This is a genomic window from Pseudoalteromonas sp. NFXS53 (assembly GCF_056629255.1).
In genome coordinates this window covers 215,005-238,307 of sequence record NZ_JBWVBR010000002.1, presented here as the reverse complement: position 1 = coordinate 238,307, position 23,303 = coordinate 215,005, and the positions used below count along the sequence as shown (strand labels likewise).

15 protein-coding genes are annotated in these 23,303 nt (G+C 41.3%); 13 read left to right on the top strand and 2 right to left on the bottom strand.

Going from position 1 to position 23,303, the window contains the following annotated elements; genetic code table 11:
- Nucleotides 1-8: 8 nt before the first annotated feature.
- Nucleotides 9-1,091 (bottom strand): uroporphyrinogen decarboxylase/cobalamine-independent methonine synthase family protein, encoded by a 1,083-nt coding sequence (locus AC1HJP_RS03850; RefSeq protein ID WP_480360451.1) that lies wholly within the window; start codon nt 1,089-1,091, stop codon nt 9-11.
- 331 nt (nt 1,092-1,422) lie between these two features.
- On the opposite strand from AC1HJP_RS03850, the gene AC1HJP_RS03845 reads away from it, so the two are divergent.
- The 3 genes from AC1HJP_RS03845 to AC1HJP_RS03835 all read left to right on the top strand — a co-directional run bounded on the left by AC1HJP_RS03845 (nt 1,423) and on the right by AC1HJP_RS03835 (nt 3,273).
- Nucleotides 1,423-1,692: a hypothetical protein gene (locus tag AC1HJP_RS03845; RefSeq protein WP_480360450.1), complete on the top strand. Its 270-nt coding sequence runs from the start codon at nt 1,423-1,425 to the stop codon at nt 1,690-1,692.
- Nucleotides 1,693-2,091: 399 nt separating this feature from the next.
- The gene (locus AC1HJP_RS03840; protein WP_138481004.1) at nt 2,092-2,544 is read left to right on the top strand and encodes an Hsp20 family protein; all 453 of its coding nucleotides are present in this window, start codon (nt 2,092-2,094) and stop codon (nt 2,542-2,544) included.
- 384 nt (nt 2,545-2,928) lie between these two features.
- The gene (locus AC1HJP_RS03835) at nt 2,929-3,273 is read left to right on the top strand and encodes an HIT domain-containing protein (protein WP_480360448.1); all 345 of its coding nucleotides are present in this window, start codon (nt 2,929-2,931) and stop codon (nt 3,271-3,273) included.
- On the opposite strand, the gene barA is transcribed toward AC1HJP_RS03835, so the two are convergent.
- Complete coding sequence (gene barA / locus AC1HJP_RS03830) at nt 3,270-6,029, bottom strand: two-component sensor histidine kinase BarA (protein WP_480360447.1); 2,760 nt, start codon at nt 6,027-6,029, stop codon at nt 3,270-3,272. The two genes, AC1HJP_RS03835 and barA, sit on opposite strands and share 4 nt — an antisense overlap.
- A gap of 81 nt (nt 6,030-6,110) precedes the next feature.
- Here barA and rlmD point away from each other — a divergent pair, with 81 nt between their 5' ends.
- From rlmD to AC1HJP_RS03780, 10 genes are all read left to right on the top strand, one after another.
- A complete protein-coding gene (gene rlmD, locus AC1HJP_RS03825; RefSeq protein WP_480360446.1) occupies nt 6,111-7,424 on the top strand; it encodes a 23S rRNA (uracil(1939)-C(5))-methyltransferase RlmD in 1,314 nt (437 codons plus the stop codon).
- Nucleotides 7,425-7,429: 5 nt separating this feature from the next.
- Nucleotides 7,430-9,586: a GTP diphosphokinase gene (relA, locus tag AC1HJP_RS03820; RefSeq protein WP_480360445.1), complete on the top strand. Its 2,157-nt coding sequence runs from the start codon at nt 7,430-7,432 to the stop codon at nt 9,584-9,586.
- 71 nt (nt 9,587-9,657) lie between these two features.
- Nucleotides 9,658-10,458, top strand: a complete 801-nt coding sequence (gene mazG, locus AC1HJP_RS03815) for a nucleoside triphosphate pyrophosphohydrolase (protein WP_480360444.1) — start codon at nt 9,658-9,660, stop codon at nt 10,456-10,458.
- Between the two features lie 142 nt (nt 10,459-10,600).
- Nucleotides 10,601-12,235, top strand: coding sequence for a CTP synthase (locus AC1HJP_RS03810; protein ID WP_480360443.1), 1,635 nt, complete (start codon nt 10,601-10,603; stop codon nt 12,233-12,235).
- Nucleotides 12,236-12,464: 229 nt separating this feature from the next.
- Nucleotides 12,465-13,757 (top strand): phosphopyruvate hydratase, encoded by a 1,293-nt coding sequence (eno, locus tag AC1HJP_RS03805; RefSeq protein WP_480360442.1) that lies wholly within the window; start codon nt 12,465-12,467, stop codon nt 13,755-13,757.
- A 136-nt stretch (nt 13,758-13,893) separates the two neighbouring features.
- A complete protein-coding gene (locus tag AC1HJP_RS03800; RefSeq protein WP_480360441.1) occupies nt 13,894-15,024 on the top strand; it encodes a sensor histidine kinase in 1,131 nt (376 codons plus the stop codon).
- Nucleotides 15,017-15,850, top strand: coding sequence for a LytR/AlgR family response regulator transcription factor (locus AC1HJP_RS03795; RefSeq protein WP_480360440.1), 834 nt, complete (start codon nt 15,017-15,019; stop codon nt 15,848-15,850). Before AC1HJP_RS03800 ends, AC1HJP_RS03795 begins: the two co-directional genes overlap by 8 nt.
- 393 nt (nt 15,851-16,243) lie before the next feature.
- A complete protein-coding gene (locus AC1HJP_RS03790; protein ID WP_480360439.1) occupies nt 16,244-18,904 on the top strand; it encodes a family 16 glycosylhydrolase in 2,661 nt (886 codons plus the stop codon).
- A 67-nt stretch (nt 18,905-18,971) separates the two neighbouring features.
- A complete protein-coding gene (locus AC1HJP_RS03785; protein WP_480360438.1) occupies nt 18,972-21,929 on the top strand; it encodes a TonB-dependent receptor in 2,958 nt (985 codons plus the stop codon).
- A gap of 125 nt (nt 21,930-22,054) precedes the next feature.
- Nucleotides 22,055-23,302, top strand: coding sequence for a sugar MFS transporter (locus AC1HJP_RS03780; RefSeq protein WP_480360437.1), 1,248 nt, complete (start codon nt 22,055-22,057; stop codon nt 23,300-23,302).
- The last annotated feature ends 1 nt before the right edge of the window (nt 23,303 follow it).

Genomic DNA, 23,303 nt, shown 5'->3' with positions numbered 1-23,303 from the left:
TTACTTCTTTAACTTAATCCAAGCTTCATCTCTGCCAGTTTGGTTCCTTCTAATCTAGCCTTTATCTTCTGGTATGCGACTTCTCGGGCAGTTGATATATCGTCTGCGAAAGGAGAAAAGCCACAGTCATCTGTAGAGCCTAACTGCTCCACAGGGATATATTTAGCAGCGGTGAGTAATAATTCACATACCGATTCAGGTGTTTCTATTTCTGTGCTGATAGGATTGGTCACGCCTATAAAAACTCTTTGCTCTGGTTTGATGACATTTCCGAGTAAATAGAGCGCTTTTTCTGGCTCTTTTTCACCTCGGACTGCCACATAGAAGTTACCCGCATTGATTTCAAATAATGTGGGCAGTAAATATTTGTAGTCCACCTCGGCACTGTGTGTTGAATCGATATCGGCACCGGGGCAAGTGTGAATACCGATACGAGCAATTTCTTTTTGGTTGAAATGTGAAAGGCATTTGTTGATTAAATCGACAAATGAATTAAGTAGCTCACCAGAGGGATCTAACTTAAGAGATAATCTTGCTTCGGTGAAATCAATCTGTACTTTGTGCGCCGCAAGCTCTAAACAGCGTTTCACTTCACCTACATGTTGCTGAACTAAGTCTTCTATGAATTGTTGATGGTTGTAACCTTTTAAGCCTGTATTTGGATAGACTAAACTCAGCATTGAAGGAGAGATCACAGCTTGTTTGACAGGGACATTTGCGTGTTTTATTGCAAACTGTAAAAACTCATCTGCGGTATGCTCGTATTTAAATGGTGCCGTTTTGAGGTGTGGGGCAAATACGCGAGAATGACCATCCGAAAAATCAACTAATAAACCTTCGGATTCATAGCAACAAGAGTTGTGTAAACAGTAATGCGCAAAGCCATCAAACTTTCGTTGTTCGCCATCGCTGATCACTCTACAGCCTAAAGCCTCTAAATCTTTCATTACTTGGACTGTCTCTGATTCGGCGATATCGCAGAGTGCAGCATAACTAAGCTCGCCATTTTTAAACGATTTATACGCACTTATCAGCTCAGCATTTCTTGGTATTGAGCCTATCTGTTCTGAAGGAATAAACCGTTTATTCATCTATGACCCCAAAAACATGTAGTAAAAAGTGGGCGTGTAATTTTTGTGTAGTTAAACATCAACACTATTAACTTAAATCTAGATTAATGCTTAAAAACTTCCAGTTTTCTGGAGAGTTTTATACTTGATGGTTTTTTGTTGTTATTAAGTTGATAATTGGGCTAGTAGCATCACTGTATGAGTTTTTTCATAATATTCAAAAATAGAGTGCAATTTTATTAATATTTAAACATTTTCTTAACCTTAAGCTTGATTTGTAAATATTTTGCAATTAACTTTAACAAATAGATTATTTAGTTTAAGGGATTAAAAAATGTTACATGGATTTAGAGTGATATTGTTAATTGGTGTGTTTTTAGCGATAGCGGGGTCTGTGCAATCAGGTGATTGGCGATATTCTGTCTGGATCGTTGTTGCACTATCAACTGTACTCTTGATGAGCTTTAAATTACCAAAAAGCGAAAATGAAGAGTTAGATGAGCGATCAGACACAAAAACAGATTCGTTTGTTTTATTGCTATCTCAGGCCTCATACTTTTCAGATAAATACGATTCTAAAGCAACAAATTCTTCTCTACGTAGTAAACGCTTTAAATATTAAAACAGATTCCAACCAACAGTAAGTAAACAAAGCCTGGGTCAACGCTCAGGCTTTTTCTATGTAATTCACTTTTTATTGACTGTTTAGGATCCAGCCAACGTGAGGTTTTTGGCTATTTTACCTATCGTGTTGAGATTCAGGTATCGATTTTATAATAAAGCATTCGATGAAAGTTTTATAAAGTATTTAATATCAGTAAGTTGAGTGAAAATTTATGTATCCCTAAGAATTAAATTTAAATCTTTTTAATTTTTTCTCTTGAAAACTGTTTAGCAGACCTTATCTCTTATTGTGAAGACGCCTTACAGGGTTTTCACTAACTTAATATTATGAATTATAAAGGTATTTTTGCTCATGAGAGGAGATGCCAAGAACTTATCGCTCTAAGAGGATATTATTATGCGTACAGTAGATTTATCACCATTATACCGTTCATTCATTGGTTTTGATCATTTAGCTCAACTTATGGATAACGCTAGTCGTAATGCAAAGCAATCAAGCTTTCCTCCATACAACATAGAACTTTTAGGTGAAGACAAATATCAAATCACCATGGCTGTGGCAGGGTTTGTAGAGTCAGAACTACAAATTGAAACCGAGAAAAATACTTTAACAGTGAAAGGGCTAAAAGAAACCAAATCGGTTGATGGAGAGCGTACCTTTATTCATCAAGGTATCGCTGAAAGAAATTTCGAACACAAATTCCAATTGGGAGACCATGTAAAAGTACGTGGTGCATCTTTAGAGAATGGTCTATTAAATATTGCTTTAGAGCGTGAGATCCCAGAAGCAGATAAACCTCGCACCATTGCAATAAATGGCGCTAAGCAAGAGCTTCTCAAAAGCGCATAAACCATTCAATTCATTTTAACGTCTCCCAATCAGCGGCTTACTTAGGTAAGCCGCTTTTTTGTTTCATATACCCTCGCTTTTTAATTCATTGCTACACTTTGAATATGAAAGCTAAGAATCTTTTCTTATACCAATCCTCTTAGTTAAGCGCTCTATTTTGAGGCAAGAAAAATTGTCGATAGCACCGCTCACGCGTCCTGCTATCGCTGAGGTACCTACATCCATGTAGGCAAGGCGAATATTTTGCTATTTAGTTGTTTAAAATGAGAAATTTTTAACGAAACTAGCGTCAGTTTTAGTTCCTCAAAATGATTGAATATTATTGAGGGTTGGTATTATAAAGCCTTTGACGCAACTAAAGACTTATTGTGGAGGTAGTATAATATGACAAGTTATGCAGGTAATGACTTTTACTGTGATTTAGCATTAAGCGGCCAAGTAGAGCTTGATGTCGTATATGAAGATCAGCATGTACTCGCTTTTCATCATACTAAGCCCCATTGGCCAGTACACATAGTCGCTATTCCTAAGCAACACATTCCATCGTTTACTGACTTAGGTGGGCACGACTCTGAACAACTTTTTCACCTTATCATGGTTGTACAAAAACTGGCAGGTAAAGTTGAAAAAGAATATGGTTCTGCACGTGTACTTACTAATCTTGGTGATTATCAAGATAGTAAGCACTTGCATTTTCACGTTAACTTTGGTGAGCCGAAACTTAACTAGCTCGCTTGGGAGACTTGTTTAAAGTTTTCTAGCTCATCAAGTAATTCGAGCACTTCAGGCTCAACATCGGAAATGTTTTGATGGCGTTTCAGACCGGTTTCAATAGTTTCTGATAACTGTTTTAGTTTAGGCACACCTGTGTAGCAACAAGCGCCATGAAACTTATGAATGACAGAAAGCAGGAGTGCGAAATCTTCATTTTCAAGTGCTTGATTTATCTGTTGGTGCGTGTCGTTTAAGCTATCTAATAGCATGTTCAACATTTCAATAGCCAAATCGGATTTACCGCCTGCATGACGAAGTGCTAAAGGCCAGTCAAGTAAATGGCTTTCAAAAGGGGCAGGGCTTGGCTCAACTTCTTCCGATTTGATCTTTGTTGCAGAGCTCACCGAAGAACTACTGTAATCACAAATCGTTTGTTTAAGCATGTCTTCATCGATGGGTTTAGTTAAATAACCACTAAATCCATCTTTAAGTAACTGATCCTTTTCGCCACTTAAAGCGTGTGCTGTCACAGCGATAATAGGGGTATCTTCATTGAGAGATGAATCTAAGATAGTTTTACATGCCGTGATGCCGTCCATAATGGGCATTTGAATGTCCATGAAGATCAAATCATATTTATGGGTTTTACACAGAGCCACAGCTTGTGCGCCATTATGCGCAGTATCTATGCCTTCGATTTGCTCAGATAACAGTGTAGAAAGTAGTTTTAAATTGGCATCATTATCATCAGCGATGAGTGCTTTTAAAGGCAATATTGGTTGGTCATGTTCATCGGTTGACACATCAGGATGATCTAACCGGTACGGGGCAGCTAACATTTCGCACAGTTTTCGGTAATGTAAAGGTTTACTTGCACAGGCATCTGCGCCACTTCCTACTAATGATTCTCGCATATTATGAGAAATGGTACTGACCATGAGGTATAAATAATCAGACAATGGACGAGCTTGAGAGATGTAGTTTTTCAGCACCGGCATTTGTTCAACGTCAGCGGTATTACCAATTAAACAGATGTCATAACTGAAGTCTTTTTCAAGAGCCTGGTAAAAAGTTTCTTCAGTCAAACAAGGCGTTACTTGCATTTTCCACTCATGCAATTGGGCTAATATTGCATAGTGAGTATGCTCTTGAGGTTCAAAGAATAAAATACGCTTATTTTCAAGGCTGTAAGTCGGTAAGTCGTTGTTGAATGCTCGCTGAGGTAGTTCAAAGATGGCATTAAAGGTAAAACAAGTACCTTGGCCAGGAGCTGAGTTTAAACTAATACTACCACGCATGGCCTCAACTATATGCTTAGTAATAATGAGGCCAAGACCTGTGCCACCAAATTTACGGGTAATGCTTGAGTCAGCTTGGCCAAACGGTGTGAATAGCGCATCTTGTTTTTCTGCTGCAATGCCTACACCAGTGTCACTGACAGACACTAACAAAGAAGCATTGGTTTGTTTGATTACACGGTGAGTGATATCAATTTTAACCGCGCCTTTTTCTGTGAATTTAATGGCATTACTTATCAAATTAATGAGTACTTGCTTTAATCGAGTGGGGTCACCTACTAAATTCTCTGGCACATGAGGGTGAATAGAAATAGACAGTTCAAGTTTTTTCTCATAAGCGCTTGGCGCCAGTAATGTCATGACTTCACTGATGACTTCTCGTAACTGAAAGTGGATACTTTCTAATTCCATCGCACCCGCTTCTAATTTAGAGAAATCCAAGATGTCGCTGATAATGGTCATGAGGCTATTGGCTGAAAGCTCAATGGTATCTAAATATTCTTTTTGGTGTTTATTTAGCGGCGTTTTATAAAGTTGTCTTGTGAAACCAATCACACCGTTTAAGGGGGTTCGTAATTCATGACTCATTTTTGCTAAAAAGTCAGATTTAACTCGGTTGGCATCTTGGGCTTCTTTTTTGGCAATATTGAGCTGAATGTTCTGAGTTTCGTACTGCTCGAGTGTCTCTCTATAGTCACTGGTGGCTTGGTCAATATGCTTTTGCATTTCGTCACGCTGGTTTGCCATGGCGCCATTGATGGTGTGCAACCCTTGACGAAGCAGTTCAAACTCACCTTGCATCGGTGCTTGAAGACCTATGTCTTGTTTACCTTCGACCAGCTTGTCTGTTGCTAAAAGTAACTTAGACAGTGGTGAAACTAATACTTTACTGATGCGCAACGACAAAATACCACTCAAAATTAATGCAATTACAATGATACTAATACTCATAATAAGCGTTTGTTGCTGCGCAATAATCGCTTTATCTTTACTCACCTCAATAACTAATAACGCCAGCGGTGCAGCATGGGCATCTTGCCATAGTTCTGAAGGTTGTGAGTTAAATTTAACTGGGGTGAAAAATATAAATGTATCGTCTCTTTTCACCATATCAGTATGATGAAGCGTTTTAATGTCGTTAGAGAAGTTTAAGTTACTAAAATGTTCATGATAATTGCTGGTGAGTAGTAGTTCTTTTTCAACATCAAAAACAGCAATACTTTTAATAAGCGGAGAATGTTTGTTGTGTGCAGTACTGACTATACGCTTAAGTTGTGCTCTATCTTCACGCAGAACGGGCTGTTCTAATGCGATTGCCAATGGCTCTGAAATACTGCTTCCACGTTGGAAGAGAATTTCTTCAAGCTCAACATAGCGATTTACTGTAAAATACCCCCCAAGAATTAAACCAATCAGCATGGTTGGAATTAAAGTTAGAACGAGAATGCTATCGCGCAGGCCTAATCTGGTCATGAATGAACTATTTCTTATTAATATTCTAGCTTTAAGAGTATCGACTTAGACACGGGTTGGCAAACATTAAGGGGCATTCGTATGGCACAGATATTTCGTGCTAAAAAAACGTCTAATAAAGGCAAAGTACTGACTTTGAATGTAAAGTCACTTGATCACCAAGGTCGCGGTGTTGCAAATCACAATGGCAAGGTGTGCTTTATTGACGGTGCATTACCAAACGAGCAAGTAAAAGCACAAATTCTCGATGAGAAGTCAAAGCTCATTGAGGCGAAACAAGTCAAAGTACTTACGCCGAGTGAAGAGCGTGTTACACCTTTTTGCCAACATTATGGCGTATGTGGCGGGTGTCAGTTACAACATCTAAAAGTAGACAGCCAGATCACATACAAGCAACAAGCCGTCAGTAAACTATTTGAAAAGTTTGCAAAAGAAACGCACTTAGCATGGCAACCTGCTATCACCAGTGATGATAAACACTACCGTCGCTCTGCCCGTATTGCTTGTATTGCAGATAAGAAAACCAAGCAATTCAAATTGGGTTTCAGAGCGCAAAAAAGTAAACAAATCGTTGAAGTCGAAAGTTGCCCTGTTTTAAACATTGCTTTTAAAGAGCTATTCACCCAACTCAGACTTGCCATCACAGACAATGCCAAACTTCATTCAATTAGTCATGTGCAGCTTTGTGAAGCGGATAACGGTGTATTTGTATTAATCAGGCATACCAAAGCAATTGACGACAATACTAAAAAGATAGTAACGGCAGCGCTAAGCGACTCAGGTGTACTGGTTTTATGGGATGATGGTAAAACACCTGTAGCATATGAGCAGCTCCCTAACTATCGAGTTGATGGGGTTGAGTTTGATTTTCAGCTCAATAACTTCATTCAAGTTAACGGCGAAGTAAATGAGAAAATGCTAATGCAATCACTAGGTTGGTTAGCACTCAATAAGCAAGACACCGTATTAGACTTGTTTTGCGGTATTGGTAACTTTTCATTGCTTGCTGCAAAACATGCGAAGCACGTTGTCGGTGTTGAAGGGGTTGATAGTTCAGTACAAAGAGCAAAAGCAAATGCAGAACAAAACCAGCTTGAAAATGTATCTTTTGAATGTTTTGACCTGACTGATGATATCTCAAGTGCCAAGTGGTTTGATAAACAAGCGAATGTATTGATTTTAGACCCATCTCGTACCGGCGCTTTCGACGTATTGAAGCAGTTAGCACTTAAGCAGTTCGAAAAAATCCTCTATGTATCGTGCGATCCGGTTACTTTAGCGAGAGACAGTGCTTTAGTACTTGAAGCTGGCTTCACAATCAGTAAAGTGGGACTTATGAATATGTTTCCTCACACGGGGCATATAGAGACAATGGCGTTGTTCCAAAGGAGGTAATGCAGATGGTTGCAACCCGCCAATCACATCAAACTCATCTACCAGCCGATTTTTCGGCTCGGCTAGATCTTCTGAATCTGTCAGACGATAAACTCTCATATTTAGACCGAGCCCATGCTTTATGTCCTTCTGATGTGAATGCAACGACCTTGAATAAAGCCGTTGAGATGGTGGAAATCCTTGCCGAGCTGAATTTTGATCCTGAATCTTTGGCATCTGCTTATTTAACGCCTTATTTTCTTGAAGGGTTAATCAGCTTTGATGATGTAAAAGAAGAGCTCGGCGATAACGTCGCTTTATTGTTACAGGGCGTTGAGCAAATGGCGACAATCAGCACTTTGGCTCATCAGGGGAAAGGTAATGTACAGATTGATAACATTCGCCGTATGTTATTGGCCATGGTTGAAGATGTGCGAGCGGTAGTTATTAAATTAGCTGAACAAATTTGTCATTTACGTGAAGTAAAAAACGCGGATGAAGAAGAGCGTGTGGTGACAGCAAAAGCCACTGCGAATATCTTTGCGCCATTAGCTAACCGTTTAGGTATAGGTCAGCTTAAGTGGGAACTTGAGGATTTATCGTTCCGCTATCTTCACCCAGAAACTTATAAGCGTATTGCAAAGCAGCTATCTGATAAGCGTCTAGACCGTGAATCCTATATGGAAAACATGGTGAACCTGGTCTCTAGCAAGCTTGCCGAAGCAGGCGTCAAAGCGCAGGTTTATGGGCGTCCTAAGCACATTTACAGCATCTATAAAAAGATGTCGCAAAAGAACTATGAATTTGATCAACTTTTCGATATTCGCGCTATGCGAATTGTGGTGGATGAAATTCAAGACTGTTATGCCGCGTTAGGTATTGTGCATACCAGCTGGCGTCATCTGCCAAAAGAGTTTGATGACTACGTTGCCACACCAAAACAAAACGGTTACCAGTCTATTCATACTGTGGTGTTTGGTCCTGAAGGTAAAACGGTCGAGATCCAAATTCGTACTGAAGAAATGCATCAAGATGCTGAGCTTGGCGTTGCGGCCCACTGGATGTATAAAGAAGGCGCTTTACCTGGGCGTGGCTCAGGCTATGAGCAGAAAATCAGTTGGTTACGCAAGTTACTTCAATGGCAAGAAGAAGTGGTTGATGGCAGTGACTTAGCCGATGAGCTGAAAAACCAAGTGGTTGAAGACAGAGTGTATGTCTTTACACCAAAGGGCGATATTTTTGACTTGCCACTTGGCGCGACACCACTGGATTTTGCTTATTACATTCACTCTAATGTCGGCCACCGATGTGTGGGTGCTAAAGTGTTTGGCAAAATAGTCCCGTTTACTTATAAGCTAAAAACTGGCGATCAGGTTGAGATCTTAACTCAGAAAAATCCAGCGCCAAGTCGTGACTGGTTAAGCCCAAGCTTAGGTTATATTTTCTCATCGCGTGCTCGTAGTAAAATCCATCACTGGTTTAAGCAGCAAGATAGAGATAAGAACCTACAAGCGGGTAAAGAGATGCTAGATTCGCATTTGTCGAAACTAGATCTTACCTATAAAGACTTAGAACCAGCGGTTGAGCGTTTTAACTTTAGAGAGCTTGACGACTTGATGGTGGCATTGGGTGCGGGCGATGTACGCATTAACCAATTCCTAAACTTTATCCAAGCTAAGCCAGAGCCTGAAGATACGCTCAAGATTACTTCTCGCAAAAAGGTGAAAGGCGACAAAAACGGTATAGTGGTCGATGGGGTGGGTAGCCTATTGAGTCACGTCGCCAAATGTTGTCAGCCAGTGCCGGGCGATGAAATTGTTGGTTATATCACGCAAGGCCGTGGCATTGCAGTGCACCGTATTGATTGTGAGTCGTTTGCGCACATTTGCGAGCAACATCCTGAGCGCGAAATTGCAGTCAGTTGGTCTGATGATATTAAGTCATCTTATGCGCTTAATTTACGAATTGAAGCGCAGGATAGACAAGGTCTTATTCGAGATATTAGCTCAGTGTTGGCCAATGAAAAAGTGAATGTATTAAACATGAACTTGCAAACTAACTATGAGCAAAATACAGCTGTATTCCTCATGCAAATAGAGGTTTCTAATCTGTCTTCGATGAACCGCTTGATCACTAAGCTGGTTCAAATTGATGGCGTGTTTGAAGCTAAGCGACAGCATTAATCGCTAAAAATATCAATTTAATAAAGTCGGCATTTGCCGACTTTATTGTTTTAAAAATAAGTGTTTAAAAAATGAATCAAACTGAAATCGATAAATTACTCAACATCATGCAAACACTTCGAGATCCCGAAAAGGGCTGCGATTGGGATAAAGCCCAAACATTCAAAACCATCGTGCCACATACCTTAGAAGAAGCCTATGAAGTGGCTGATGCCATAGAGCGTGACAATATGGCTGATCTCAAAGATGAGCTGGGTGATTTGTTATTCCAAGTTATTTTCTACGCGCAAATGGCCAAAGAGCAGGGGCTGTTTGATTTTAACGAGGTGGTTGAGGGTTTAAACAACAAGCTAGTTCGCAGGCACCCTCATGTATTTTCAGAACAAAAAACATTAACCGATGAAGAGCTAGAGCAACAATGGCAAGCGATTAAAGATCAGGAAAAAGCCGCAAAACCGAACTCATCTGAGCAACCCCTATGGCATGACATTCCGAAAGTGCTCCCTGCATTAACGCGTGCCAAGAAAGTACAAAAACGCGCAGCAAACCTTGGCTTTGATTGGCCAGACTACCATGGGGCACTTGAAAAAGTATCAGAAGAAGTGGCAGAAGTAAGCGAAGCACTTGCAGAGAATCCTCAGTCTGAACACTCAGCTGAAGAAATCGGTGATTTACTGTTTGCGACAGTCAATGTGGCTCGCCATGCTAAACACGACCCAGAACAAATACTGAGAAACGCGACAGATAAATTTGTTGGCAGATTTGCCCAAGTTGAAGCCGTACTTAAACAGCAGGGGAAAAGGCTAGAGTCGTCAAGCCTTGAAGAAATGGATGAGGCTTGGGAGCTGGTTAAGAAAAAATCGAAACAATAAGACGATTTTTTGAGATCTTACTTGTCATTATTTAAAGCGCTTACGCTAAATTTTTGTGGATTGATGTTAAGTGCTTTGCTATACTATCGCCCCGTCTTGATTCTTATTTAAAATTCCATTTTCCTGATATTCTAGGGTTCGCATGAGTACAAAATTTATCTTCGTAACGGGCGGGGTTGTTTCGTCTTTGGGTAAAGGTATTGCCGCAGCATCGTTGGCAGCAATATTAGAAGCCCGTGGCTTAAACGTAACTATTCTTAAGCTGGATCCTTATATCAACGTGGATCCGGGTACAATGAGCCCAATTCAGCACGGTGAAGTTTATGTAACTGAAGACGGTGCTGAAACTGACCTAGACTTAGGTCACTACGAGCGTTTCATTCGCACCAAAATGACAAAGCGCAACAACTTCACGCAAGGTCGTGTTTTTGAAGATGTGCTTCGTCGTGAGCGTAAAGGTGAATACCTTGGCGCGACTATTCAGGTAATTCCACATATCACTAACGACATCAAGCGCCGCGTAATTGAAGGTGCTGAAGGTCACGATATCGCGATCGTTGAGATTGGCGGTACTGTAGGTGATATCGAGTCACAACCGTTCTTAGAAGCAATTCGTCAGCTTGGTACAGAACTTGGTCGTGAAAATGCATTATTCATGCACTTAACGTTAGTACCATTCCTTGGTGCTGCTGGTGAAGTTAAAACTAAGCCAACTCAGCACTCTGTGAAAGAGCTTCGCTCAATTGGTATTCAACCAGATATTCTAGTGTGTCGTTCATCTTGCAAACTTCCTGCAAACGAACGTGCAAAGATCGCACTATTCACTAACGTAGAAGAAAAAGCGGTTATTTCACTTCAAGACGTAGACAGCATTTATAAAATACCTGCGTTATTAAAATCACAAGATTTAGATAACCTAGTGTGTCGTCGTTTCTACATTGAAGCACCAGAAGCTGATTTAGTTGAATGGGAGCAGGTTCTTTATCAAGAGTCTAACCCAACAGGTGAAGTGACAATTGGTATGGTTGGTAAGTACATTGAACTACCAGATGCATACAAATCAGTAAACGAAGCGTTGAAGCATGCGGGTCTTAAGAACCGTGTAACAGTAAACATTCAATACGTTGATTCACAAGATATCGAAAGCAAAGGTATTGAGTTATTACAAGATCTTGATGCTATCTTAGTACCAGGTGGCTTTGGCGGCCGTGGTGTTGAAGGTAAAATCTTGGCAGCTAAATATGCGCGTGAGAACAAAGTACCTTACCTTGGTATCTGTTTAGGTATGCAGGTTGCGCTAATCGAGTATGCGCGTAACGTTGCAGGTCTTGAAGGTGCAAACTCAACAGAATTCGATGCAGAATCAGCTCACCCAGTTGTTGGTCTAATCACTGAGTGGTTAGATTCAGAAGGTAACGTAGAAGTACGTGATGAAGCATCTGATTTAGGTGGCACAATGCGTTTAGGTGCGCAACTATGTCACTTAAAAGAAGGTTCAAAAGTACGTGAAGTGTACGGTAATGCTGAAATCACTGAACGTCACCGCCACCGTTATGAGGTGAACAACAATTATATCGAGCGTCTTGAAAAAGCGGGCCTACATTTCACAGGCTTGTCTGAAGATAAGAAGCTAGTTGAAATTATCGAAAATAAAGATCACCCTTGGTTCATTGCAGCTCAGTTCCACCCTGAGTTCACATCGACGCCTCGTGATGGTCACCCGTTATTTGAAGGTTTTGTGGGTGCAGCGTTTGCGCACCAGAAAGCAGAAAAATAATTTGAAGAAGCCGTGCATTTGCACGGCTTTTTTGTCTCTAAACCAGCTACGTATTTTTTAATAATAGCTGGTGAGTAATAAACATTGCTGTGCAGCGTTATTTTTATTCAATTTAAACAATGCAGACCAATGGTTATTATGGGGTTAGGTAAAACCGTTATTTAATCCTATACAGGAAAATAGCTATCAATAAAACATTATCACCACTATGGGAATAAGAGGAATCAAGATGTCAAAAATCGTTAAAGTGATTGGTCGTGAGGTTATGGACTCTCGCGGTAACCCAACCGTTGAAGCTGATGTACATTTAGAGTCAGGCGCTTGGGGCCGTGCGTGTGCACCATCAGGTGCGTCTACTGGTACTCGCGAAGCACTTGAGTTACGTGATGGTGATAAGTCACGCTACCTAGGTAAAGGCGTACTTACTGCTGTTAACTACATCAATAACGACATCGCATCAGCACTAGCTGGTAAAGACGCGACTGAACAACGCGTTATCGATCAAATCATGATCGACTTAGACGGCACTGAAAACAAAGAAAAATTAGGTGCAAACTCTATTCTAGCTGTATCTCTAGCAGTAGCGAAAGCAGCAGCAGAAGATAAAGGTGTTGCGTTATACGAACACATAGCTGACATCAACGGTACTTCTGGTAAGTACTCAATGCCAGTACCTATGATGAACATCATCAACGGTGGTGAGCACGCTGATAACAACGTTGATATTCAAGAGTTCATGATCCAGCCTGTTGGCGCGTCAAGCTTCCGTGAAGCACTACGTATGGGTGCTGAAATCTTCCACAGCCTTAAGAAAGTACTAAATGCACGTGGTCTTAACACGGCAGTAGGTGATGAAGGTGGTTTTGCACCAGACCTTAAGTCAAACGAAGAAGCACTAGAAGTAATCGCTGAAGCTGTCGCTGCTGCAGGTTACGAGTTAAACAAAGACATCACACTTGCACTAGACTGTGCTGCGTCTGAGTTCTATGTTGACGGCAAATATGACCTTAAAGGTGAAGGTAAAGCATTCGATTCTGAAGGCTTCGCTGACTTCCTAGCTGACCTTGCTGCACGTTACCCAATCGTTTCAATCGAAGACGGTCTTGACGAAAGCGACTGGGCAGGCTGGAAAGTACTAACTGACAAGATTGGTGACAAGGTTCAGCTAGTAGGTGACGATTTGTTCGTAACGAACACTAAGATCCTTAAGCGTGGTATCGATGAAAACATCGGTAACTCAATCCTTATCAAGTTTAACCAAATTGGTTCACTTACAGAAACACTTGAAGCAATTGCAATGGCACATGAAGCTGGTTTCACTGCGGTTATCTCTCACCGTTCAGGTGAAACTGAAGATGCGACTATCGCTGATTTAGCAGTTGCTACTTCTGCAGGTCAGATCAAGACTGGTTCACTATGTCGTTCAGACCGTGTAGCTAAGTACAACCAACTTCTTCGTATCGAAGAAGCGCTAGGTGACAAAGCGGTTTACAACGGTCGTAGCGAAATCAAAGGTCAGTAATTTTTAACTGATTTAATAAAAGCCGCCTAAAAAGGCGGCTTTTTTGTGCCTGTGTTTTATACATTTCGCTTTTCTGCTTGCCTATTTATTTCTATTGAATAAAGTATTTATAGAGTCATGACAAATAGAGTAAGCTTTGAACGTTTTCAATAAGGCCCACCTTACAGACAGTAACCCTCTCGAATTAGAATCTTCTGCTTTTAAAAGGTTGTCTAGACAGTTTTGGAGCTTACAGATAGGCGGCTGGCTTGGTTACATGTTTGTGGTCTTTATAGCCATTATTCGCCCGCAATTTGACTCCCCTGACTTTAATTTAGTTGGTCAAATAATTAACCTCATTGTCGAAACGCTCAGTGGTTTTTGTCTTTCTCTATTGCAGTGGTTGTTTATTCAAAGAGTTATTCACAATACTTTGAAGCAAACTTTAATAATGAGTTTTTCATCGGCTGCAGTGCTGGGTTTACTGTATAACATTATTAAGCTAGGTAGTTACAAAGTAATTGTGCATAGCCAACAGTGGAATGAAGCATGGAATATGCTCGAATTCGGTGGTTGGTTACTGTTTTCTTTAGCGACCATGTTTGTGTGGACGTCAATTTTCTTCATTATGCTTTATAACAGCAAGCTACAAAGAGAACATGAACAATTATTAAGAGCACAGACTTTAGCGAAAGACGCACAACTCGAAATGTTACGTTATCAGCTCAATCCGCATTTTATGTTTAATACAATGAATGCGATTTCGACGCTGATCTTAAAAGAAGAAAACGATACCGCGTCAGAGATGCTAGACAAATTATGTGACTTTTTCCGACATTCTTTAGAAGCGACAAAACAAAGTAACAGTACGATGAAAGACGAATTGGAGTTGCTGAAACTCTATTTGTCGATTGAAAAGGTCCGATTTGGTAAACGCCTTAAAGTAAACTTTGACGTCGATAGAGACGTAATGCATTGTGTACTGCCTAATATGCTGTGCCAGCCTATTATTGAAAACGCGGTTAAGTATGCGGTAGAGCCAAGCAAAGAAGGTGCTAAGATCACTTTTAAGGCATATAAAAGCGACGAAAGTTTAGTAATTAAAATAATGGATACGGGCCAAGCTGTAAAAGAATTACACAGTAAAGGGTTTGGTATTGGTTTACAAAATACCCGCTCAAGATTAGATGTGATGTTCAACGGCGAGTGTGAGGTGACTTTGGCACCTAATCAAGAAAGAGGAAGTACAGTAACCATGACGATGCCTTATGAGGTGAATAATGACTAAACAATTAACGGCTGTAATTGTTGATGATGAACCATTAGCCCTCGAGGGCCTAAGTCTTCGTCTGGCGAAAATTCCTGAGATAAAAGTAATTGGTCAGGCTGAAAATGGCGATGAAGCCATCAAGCTTTGTCAAACTTTAGAGCCTGATGTGTTATTTCTTGACTTACAGTTACCTGGGTTAAATGGCATTGAAGTCGTGCAGGCCATGCAAGCAGATACATTACCTATGATAGTGTTTGTCAGTGCTTATAGTGAGTATGCCATTGAAGCATTTGAGCTTAATGCCATTGATTATGTGCTTAAGCCAGCAAACTTAGGTCGTTTGCAAAAAACCGTGTCGAGAATACTTGAGCGACAAAACCCCCACCAAGCAGAAAAAGAGAAATTTAAATTACTCAATGCGCTAGGTGAGACATCAGGGATTGAAATCACCGAGCTAGAAGAGTGGCTTGAATCAGATGAAGCCCTTCCTACCTCAATCAATCAAGAGATTGTGATTAAGAACAGCGATAATGAAAAAGTGCTCGTCCCAGTTAAAGAAATAAAATGGGTAGATGCAGCAGGTGACTATATGTGTGTGCATACTGAAAAAGACACCCATGTATTACGGATCACCATGAAGAAATTACAGTCGTTATTAGACGAAAAACAATTTGCACGAATTCATAAATCGACCATAGTTAATTTAAATCACGTGATAAGCATCAAGCCGCTTCGAAACAACGAGAGTATAGTGACTTTGGATGATGATATTGAGCTAAAAGTCAGCAGAAATTACAGCCCTGTTTTACAAAATTTTATTGCTGAAAAGCCAGTTATAAATTAAGCCTGATTTAACACTTAACTTACATTTAATGCCTGAACTGCATCAGTTCAAAGCAACTTATCAAATAAGTGCGCCAATATGGCGCACGACCCTAATATAAAAACACCTCATTAACCCAAGCAATAAAAGGCTCACACCTCTCGTCGTAAATTTGTTTCGTTTTGTCGCGCACTATTTTGACGCATAGCGCGGGCGTCTCAGCTCTATTTCATGATACCGAATCTGCATTGTAACAATGAGGTTAATGGAACAGGATAAAGTCAGGCGCAGTTTACATGCTTGTCTGTTTACTGCACACCATGCGCAATTTGTGAGAGATCATCAATAATAAGATATTAAAACTTACCTCATGAATTGTTATGACAACAAAGTCGCATATTTGGAACACACATTATGATAAAAGTTGCAAAACATTTTTCACATGTTGGTGCCTTAATCGCAGTATCTACCTTAGTGGGATGCGGCGGTGGTGCTGAGACGAAAACAGATCCAACTCAATACAACCCTCAAGCACCAGTGAGTGATTGGAAGCTGGTTTGGAGTGATGAATTTGATGGGTCGTCAATCGATAGTCAAAAATGGACCCATGAGGTTAACTGCTTAGGCGGTGGTAACGAAGAGAAGCAGTGCTACACAGACAATGAAGCAAATTCATTTGTCAGTGAAGGCACACTTAAAATTGTAGCTCTGCCTGCAGAAGAGGGTGCTGAAAAGCCATACACATCGGCCCGCATGGTAACGAAAAACAAAGCTGACTTTAAATATGGCCGCTTTGAGGTACGTGCAAAATTACCTAGCGGGCAAGGCAGTTGGCCGGCATTTTGGTTACTTCCTACTGATGAAGTGTATGGTGGTTGGCCAAAATCTGGTGAAATCGACATTGTTGAAGCGGTAAATTTAAAAGCCAAAGATGCCGATGGCAACCCAGAGAGTCACGTATATGGCACGCTGCATTATGGTAAAGATTGGCCTGATAATGTGAACTCTGGCAAAGCGTACAAACTACCTGATGGTGTAAACCCAGCTGATGAATTCCATACGTATGCAATAGAGTGGCAAGAAGGTGAAATTCGTTGGTATGTAGACGATTACTTATACGCAACACAGCGTCGCTCTGAAATTCGTACTAACTCAAAAGGCGAGACGGTTGGTTTAAAACACCGAGGCTGGTTTGCTGAATACTACGACCAAGTAAGCGGTGAATTAACGACTCATTACGATAATGCACCGTTTGACCAAGAATTCCATATGTTACTGAACTTTGCAGTAGGTGGAAATTGGCCTGAAAACGTCAACGAAACAGGTGTTGACGCAAGCGCGTTTGAGAATGGTCAAACATTCGAGATCGACTTTGTACGTGTTTATCAATGTCAGCAGAACGTTGATACCGGTAAAGGCTGTGAAACGGTTCGTGCAGGCTATGATTCAATGGACGATGCCCTAGTAGAGGGTAAAGCACCAATTCCTTCACCGCCATCAACTGGTGTTGCTCAAAATTTAACAATTTTTGATGGTTCGTTTAATCCTAACTGGCCAGCATGGGATTGTTGTGGCGGCTCAACACCACTAGTTGTTGAAGATGAAATGAAAGGCAATGTAGTTGAGTTTGTAGTGGGTGCAGAGCCTACAGTAAATGGCTTCATCACACGCGAGGCTTTTATTACTGACGAAGCTGGCAAGCCATCTCCATTTGACGCGTCACCTATGCTTGAAACAGGCAAGCTAAGTTTCGACATGAAAATCGTGACTGCACCAAATAATGCTGACTCTACTTGGATGCTTAAGCTAGAAAGCTCAGAAGGCACAACCGCCGTTGAAATCCCTCTTTCGCAAAATATATCAGGTACTGAACCAGTTGTTGGCCAGTGGCAAACCTTTGAATTTTCTCTTCAAGCACTAGCAGATGGTGGCCTTGATTTAAGTGCCATTGATGTAGTGATGATTTTCCCTGCATGGGGCACTGGCGAAGGTGCGCAGTATCGTGTTGCGAATATGAAGATTGCAGCTGATACCGCATCTCCTAAATTAACTGTTTTTGAAAATGAACAAAACCCAAGCTGGCCGTTATGGGACTGTTGTGGTGGTTCAACACCAACAGTCGAGCTAGACGATGATGCACACGGAAATGTTGCTGAATTTAAAATTGGTGATGCGCCAACTGTAATGGGCTTTATTTCTCGTGCTGACAATATACTTGAAGGCGGTACTGTAAGCCCATTTGATGCAACGTCAATTTTGTCTAATGGTGTGATTGAATTTGAAATGAAGATCACCAATGCGCCAGATAATGCAGCAGCACCTTGGATGTTCAAAGTTGAGTCAGTAGGCGCTGCCTCATTTGCCGAAGTCGACTTATCAACCAGTATGGAGCAGGCAGTACCTGTAGCAGGTGAGTGGCAAAAATACACATTCAAATTATCTGACTTAGCGAATGCAGGTTTAGATGTAAGCGCAATTGATGTGTTAATGATTTTCCCTGCATGGGGTCAAGGTGCCGGTGCAATTTACCGTGTTGATAATGTGAAGATTTATGACCCAAATGCGTCGGATGCTTTCATGGGCCATGTGTTATTTGCCGATGATGTGAAAGAAAAATGGTCGCTGTGGGACTGTTGTGGTGGTTCAACACCGACACTTGAAAACGACGACACAGCACATGGTATGACGGCAGAGTTTAAAGTGGGTGCACAGCCCACTGTATTAGGCCTATTCGCAGAAGATGAGCACTTTATTGATGCATCAGCACTGTTTGAAACTGGCGTAGTGCAATTTGAGCTAAAAGTTGTAACAGCACCAAATAATGCCGATGCGGCTTGGTTATTCAAAATTGAATCTCTTGGTGCAAGCAGCTTTGCTGAATTACCGTTAAGTGGTAGCCAAGAAGGCAAAGCACCAGAGGTTGGTGAATGGCAAACTTATACCTATTCACTAAAAGACTTAACTGATGCTGGTTTAGATATCAGTGCCATCGATGTCTTAATGTTTTTCCCTGCTTGGGGAGCGGGAGAGGGTGCGGTTTATCGCGTAGATAACGTGATGATCAAAGCACTTTAACACTAACCGATAAGGTCGAGCGTGGTTGTTCACGCTCCTCACTGAGCAAGATTTTAGTAGGGTAATTATGAACACATTCAAATTCCAACAATCAAAAATCGCACTTTGTATATGTGCGGCATTAAGCACTGGCTTTACAGTCAATGTGTTTGCGAACGAAGCCGATAAAGATCAAGACGTTGAAGTCATTGAAGTACGTGGTATCAAAGGCAGTTTGATCCGTTCGATGAATGTAAAACGTGATATGTCGGGTGTTGTTGATGCTATTTCAGCAGAAGAAATGGGTAAGTTTCCAGACACTAATTTAGCTGAGTCATTACAGCGTATTACAGGTGTTGCAGTTAGCCGTAGTAATGGTGAAGGTAGCCAAATCACGGTGCGTGGTTTTGGTCCTGACTTTAACCTAGTGACTTTAAATGGTCGCCAAATGCCAGGTACGGGTAATACCCGTTCTTACAGCTTTGAAAATTTATCTTCAAGTGGTGTATCGGCATTAGAAGTCTATAAAACAGCGCGAGCTGACAACCCAACAGGTGGTCTAGGTGCAACGGTCAACATTGTAACTGCAAAACCACTTAGCAGCGCCACAGAGAAGTTTTCTGTATCGGCTAAAGCGATACATGACACATCAAATGAAGCGGGCGAAGATGTCACACCTGAGTTCTCAGCACTATATTCAAACGCTTATTTAGACGATACCGTGGGTTTTGCCATTTCTTTTAACCATCATCGTCGAGACTTTCAACAGCAAGGGGCCAATATTCAGGGTTGGCAAGCGAATGTCGATTTACCTGGTAATTTAGATGAAGATAAAGTGGTCGACCCTCGTCCACTAGACGCTGATGGCAAGCGTGTTGGTAACCACTTCTTCCCGCGAGATATGAACTACGGTATCAGCGATTACCAGCGTGAAAGAACCAACGGCCATGTGGTCTTTCAATATGCACCTGTCGATAACATGGTCTTCACATTAGACTATGTAGGTACCAAAGCCGTGACTGGTATGAACTCTATCGGTTGGGGTATGTGGAACGACTATGGTGGCAATATCAATGCGTATGAGCTAGATGAAAATGGCACGGTTGTTTATGCTGATATCAGTGGTAATGATGGCTCGTTTACGGCATCTCGTGCAACGACAGAAGTAGAAGAGCGCTCTTTAGGTTTTAACTTCGATTGGCAAGTTACTGATTCTTTAAAACTAGTTTTAGACTACCATGACTCTCAAAGTGAGACAGATAATGGTGCAGATGAAGGATTAGGTAGCCATGGTTCACTGGTTTTAGGATCAGACCAACTGATTACTAAAATGTACGACTACCGTACCGGCGAAGTACCGCATGCGAATATCCTTTGGAAAAATGGCACAAACGAACTGCTAGCCAGTGAAATGGACTCTCATTTTAGTCAATTTATTCATTCTCCGGGTAAAGCCAGCGTTGATCAAATTCAATTAGATGGTATCTGGGATGTTTATTATGACGATATTGGTCTGGTAAACATTAAGTTTGGTGCTGCGCGTACTGAACAAGAAATGGGTGGCTCTAATGCTTGGAGTGGACTAATTGGTGGTTTCTTATTTAATCCATCTTGGCCTGAAATGTTCCCTGATGGCATGTTTACTAAACATGACACTAGCGATTTTTTAGATGCCTTTGCAGGCGGTGGCAGTGATTTAAATCCTCACTATTATTACACGTTTAATTTTGATGAAGTCGTTGCTCGTTCAGAAGCGTTTTTAACCAACGAGCTGTTAGGTGGTGATGATTACTTTGCCACGACGGCATACCACGATATGGGCACTTTCTCTAAGAGCTCGGTAACAGAAGAAACCACCAGTATTTATTTATCAAGTTTCTGGGAGTTTGAAGTTGCAGATTTTCCTGTGCAGTTAAATGCTGGTGTGCGTTACGAAGAAACAGATGTAACCAGTAATGTATTCCAACCTGTTCCAACTTCAGTTTGGTGGAAAGGCGGAAGTGAATGGCATACTCAATACCTTCCTGGTGAAAACAACACGCTAACACTAACAGGTGAACATGATGTGTTTTTACCTATGCTTGATATTAAAGTTGAGTTAACCGACGACTTAGTGTCACGTGTTTCTTGGGGTAAAACCATTTCGCGTGCGCCTTTAGGCGATTTAGCAGGCGGTCGTAGCCTATCAGGTAGTCCAAAAATTGGCTCGCGCAACGCGAGTGAAGGTAACACTAACTTGTTACCATTTGAGTCTACAAACTTTGACTTAAGCTTAGAATACTATTACGCAGAAGGCAGCTACGCAGCGATTGGTTATTTTGATAAATCAGTTAAAAACTTCATTGGTAGTCAGATTGTGTCTACAACGATTGAAGGCTTTAATGACATTTACAAAGGCCCTCGTTGGAACCAAGCAGTTGCTGATATTGAAGGTCGAGGAGAGCAAGCTACCAATGATGCTATTTTTGCCCAGGTGCAAGCGAATGGTTCAACATTAAACGAGCAAGGCTATATCACACCAAACGCGGATGATCCTTTGATGGTATGGGACATCACTCGTCCATTTAATGCGCCAGATACTAAGTCAGTAGATGGTATTGAATTTGCTGTTCAGCACCTAATAGGTGAGACAGGTTTTGGTGTAGGCGTGAATGCGACTTTCGTAAACGGCGATGTTGAATTCGATGTAAACAGTTTAGACCAGCAAACCCCATTAACAGGTTTAAGCGATTCAGCAAACTTCCAAGCTTTCTATGAAAAAGATGGTTTATCAATCAAGTTAACTTACGCATGGCGTGATGAATACTTGATTGGTGTTGGTCAAGATCAGGGCTCTTCAGATAACCCACCACAATTTGCTAAGGCATTTGGCCAGTGGGATATGAGTGTGAACTATGATCTGAACGACCAAGTAACTGTGTTCTTTGAAGGCATCAACTTGAATAACGAAACAGAGCAAGGCTACGGCCGTTACGAGCGCCAGTTTTTATTTGCAAGAGAATATGGCCCTCGTTATGCGGTGGGCGTTCGTTACTCGTTCAATTAATTCAATATAACTCATAACAAGTGCTTACCTCTTTTTTGAGGTAAGCCATTCAAGATTAATTAAAACTCAGGTGCTAGCAACCTCTATATGCGAGCGCTCTGGGTTTGGCATGCTGGAATATGACTATGGCAAGCTCTATAGGTACTTTTGATACAAACAATCAGGTTGAACAACCGCAGAATAACACCTTTGCGTTGATCACCTTAACCACTTTGTTTTTTATGTGGGGTTTCATTACCTGTCTAAATGACATTCTTATCCCTTATTTAAAAAACGCTTTCTCCCTCACTTACACCCAAGCTATGCTGGTGCAATTTTGCTTTTTTGGCGCTTATTTTATCGTGTCTATTCCTGCGGGCACTTTAGTGAGTAAAATTGGCTTTAAAAAGGGCATAATCACGGGCCTTGCAATAGCCAGTCTTGGGTGCTTTTTATTTTATCCTGCGGCGGCTTTGGGCGTGTATGCCTTATTCTTAGGGGCGCTATTTGTACTGGCTGCAGGTATCACGGTCTTGCAAGTGTCAGCTAACCCTTTTGTGAGCGCACTTGGGCCTGCAAAAACAGCTTCTTCTCGTTTGACTATGACGCAAGCGTTTAACTCTTTAGGTACAACCGTCGCGCCATTTTTTGGTGCTTGGCTGATTTTCTCAGAGACAAATACAGCTGCGCAAACTGACGCGACAGCGGTACAAATCCCTTATTTATTTTTAGCGCTGACGCTATTGGCTTTAGCTGTAGTATTCGCCTTTATTAAGCTGCCAGAGTTGGGTAAAAGTGAACAATCAACCCCGTCAATTAAAACCGCACTGAAATACACCCACCTTAAACTCGGCGCCATTGGCATCTTTTTATATGTAGGTGCGGAAGTCGCAATCGGTAGTTTTTTAGTGAACTTCTTACATGATCCAAATATTGCAGGTTTGAATGAAGCGCAAGCTGCTAAGTTAATCGCCTATTATTGGGGCGGTGCCATGATCGGCCGCTTTATCGGTGCTGTTGTAATGCAAAAAATCGCAGCGGGTAAAGTACTGGCATTCAATGCAGTGATGGCCATTGTCTTGCTTGTGGTTGCAGTGATGTCAGAGGGTGCTGTGGCGAAGTGGTCAATTTTGGCTGTGGGCTTATTCAATTCAATTATGTTCCCAACCATCTTCAGTTTAGCAATCAATAAATTAGGCGATGCAGCAAGTCATGGCGCAGGCTTACTTTGTCTTGCCATTGTAGGTGGTGCAATCGTGCCATTATTCCAAGGCATGCTTGCCGATGTCGTCGGCGTTCAACTGTCTTTCTTATTGCCAGCACTGTGTTATGTATTCATTGGCTACTTCGGCTTAAAAGGCCATAAACCTGTAAATAGCTCTTCTGAGAGGTAAT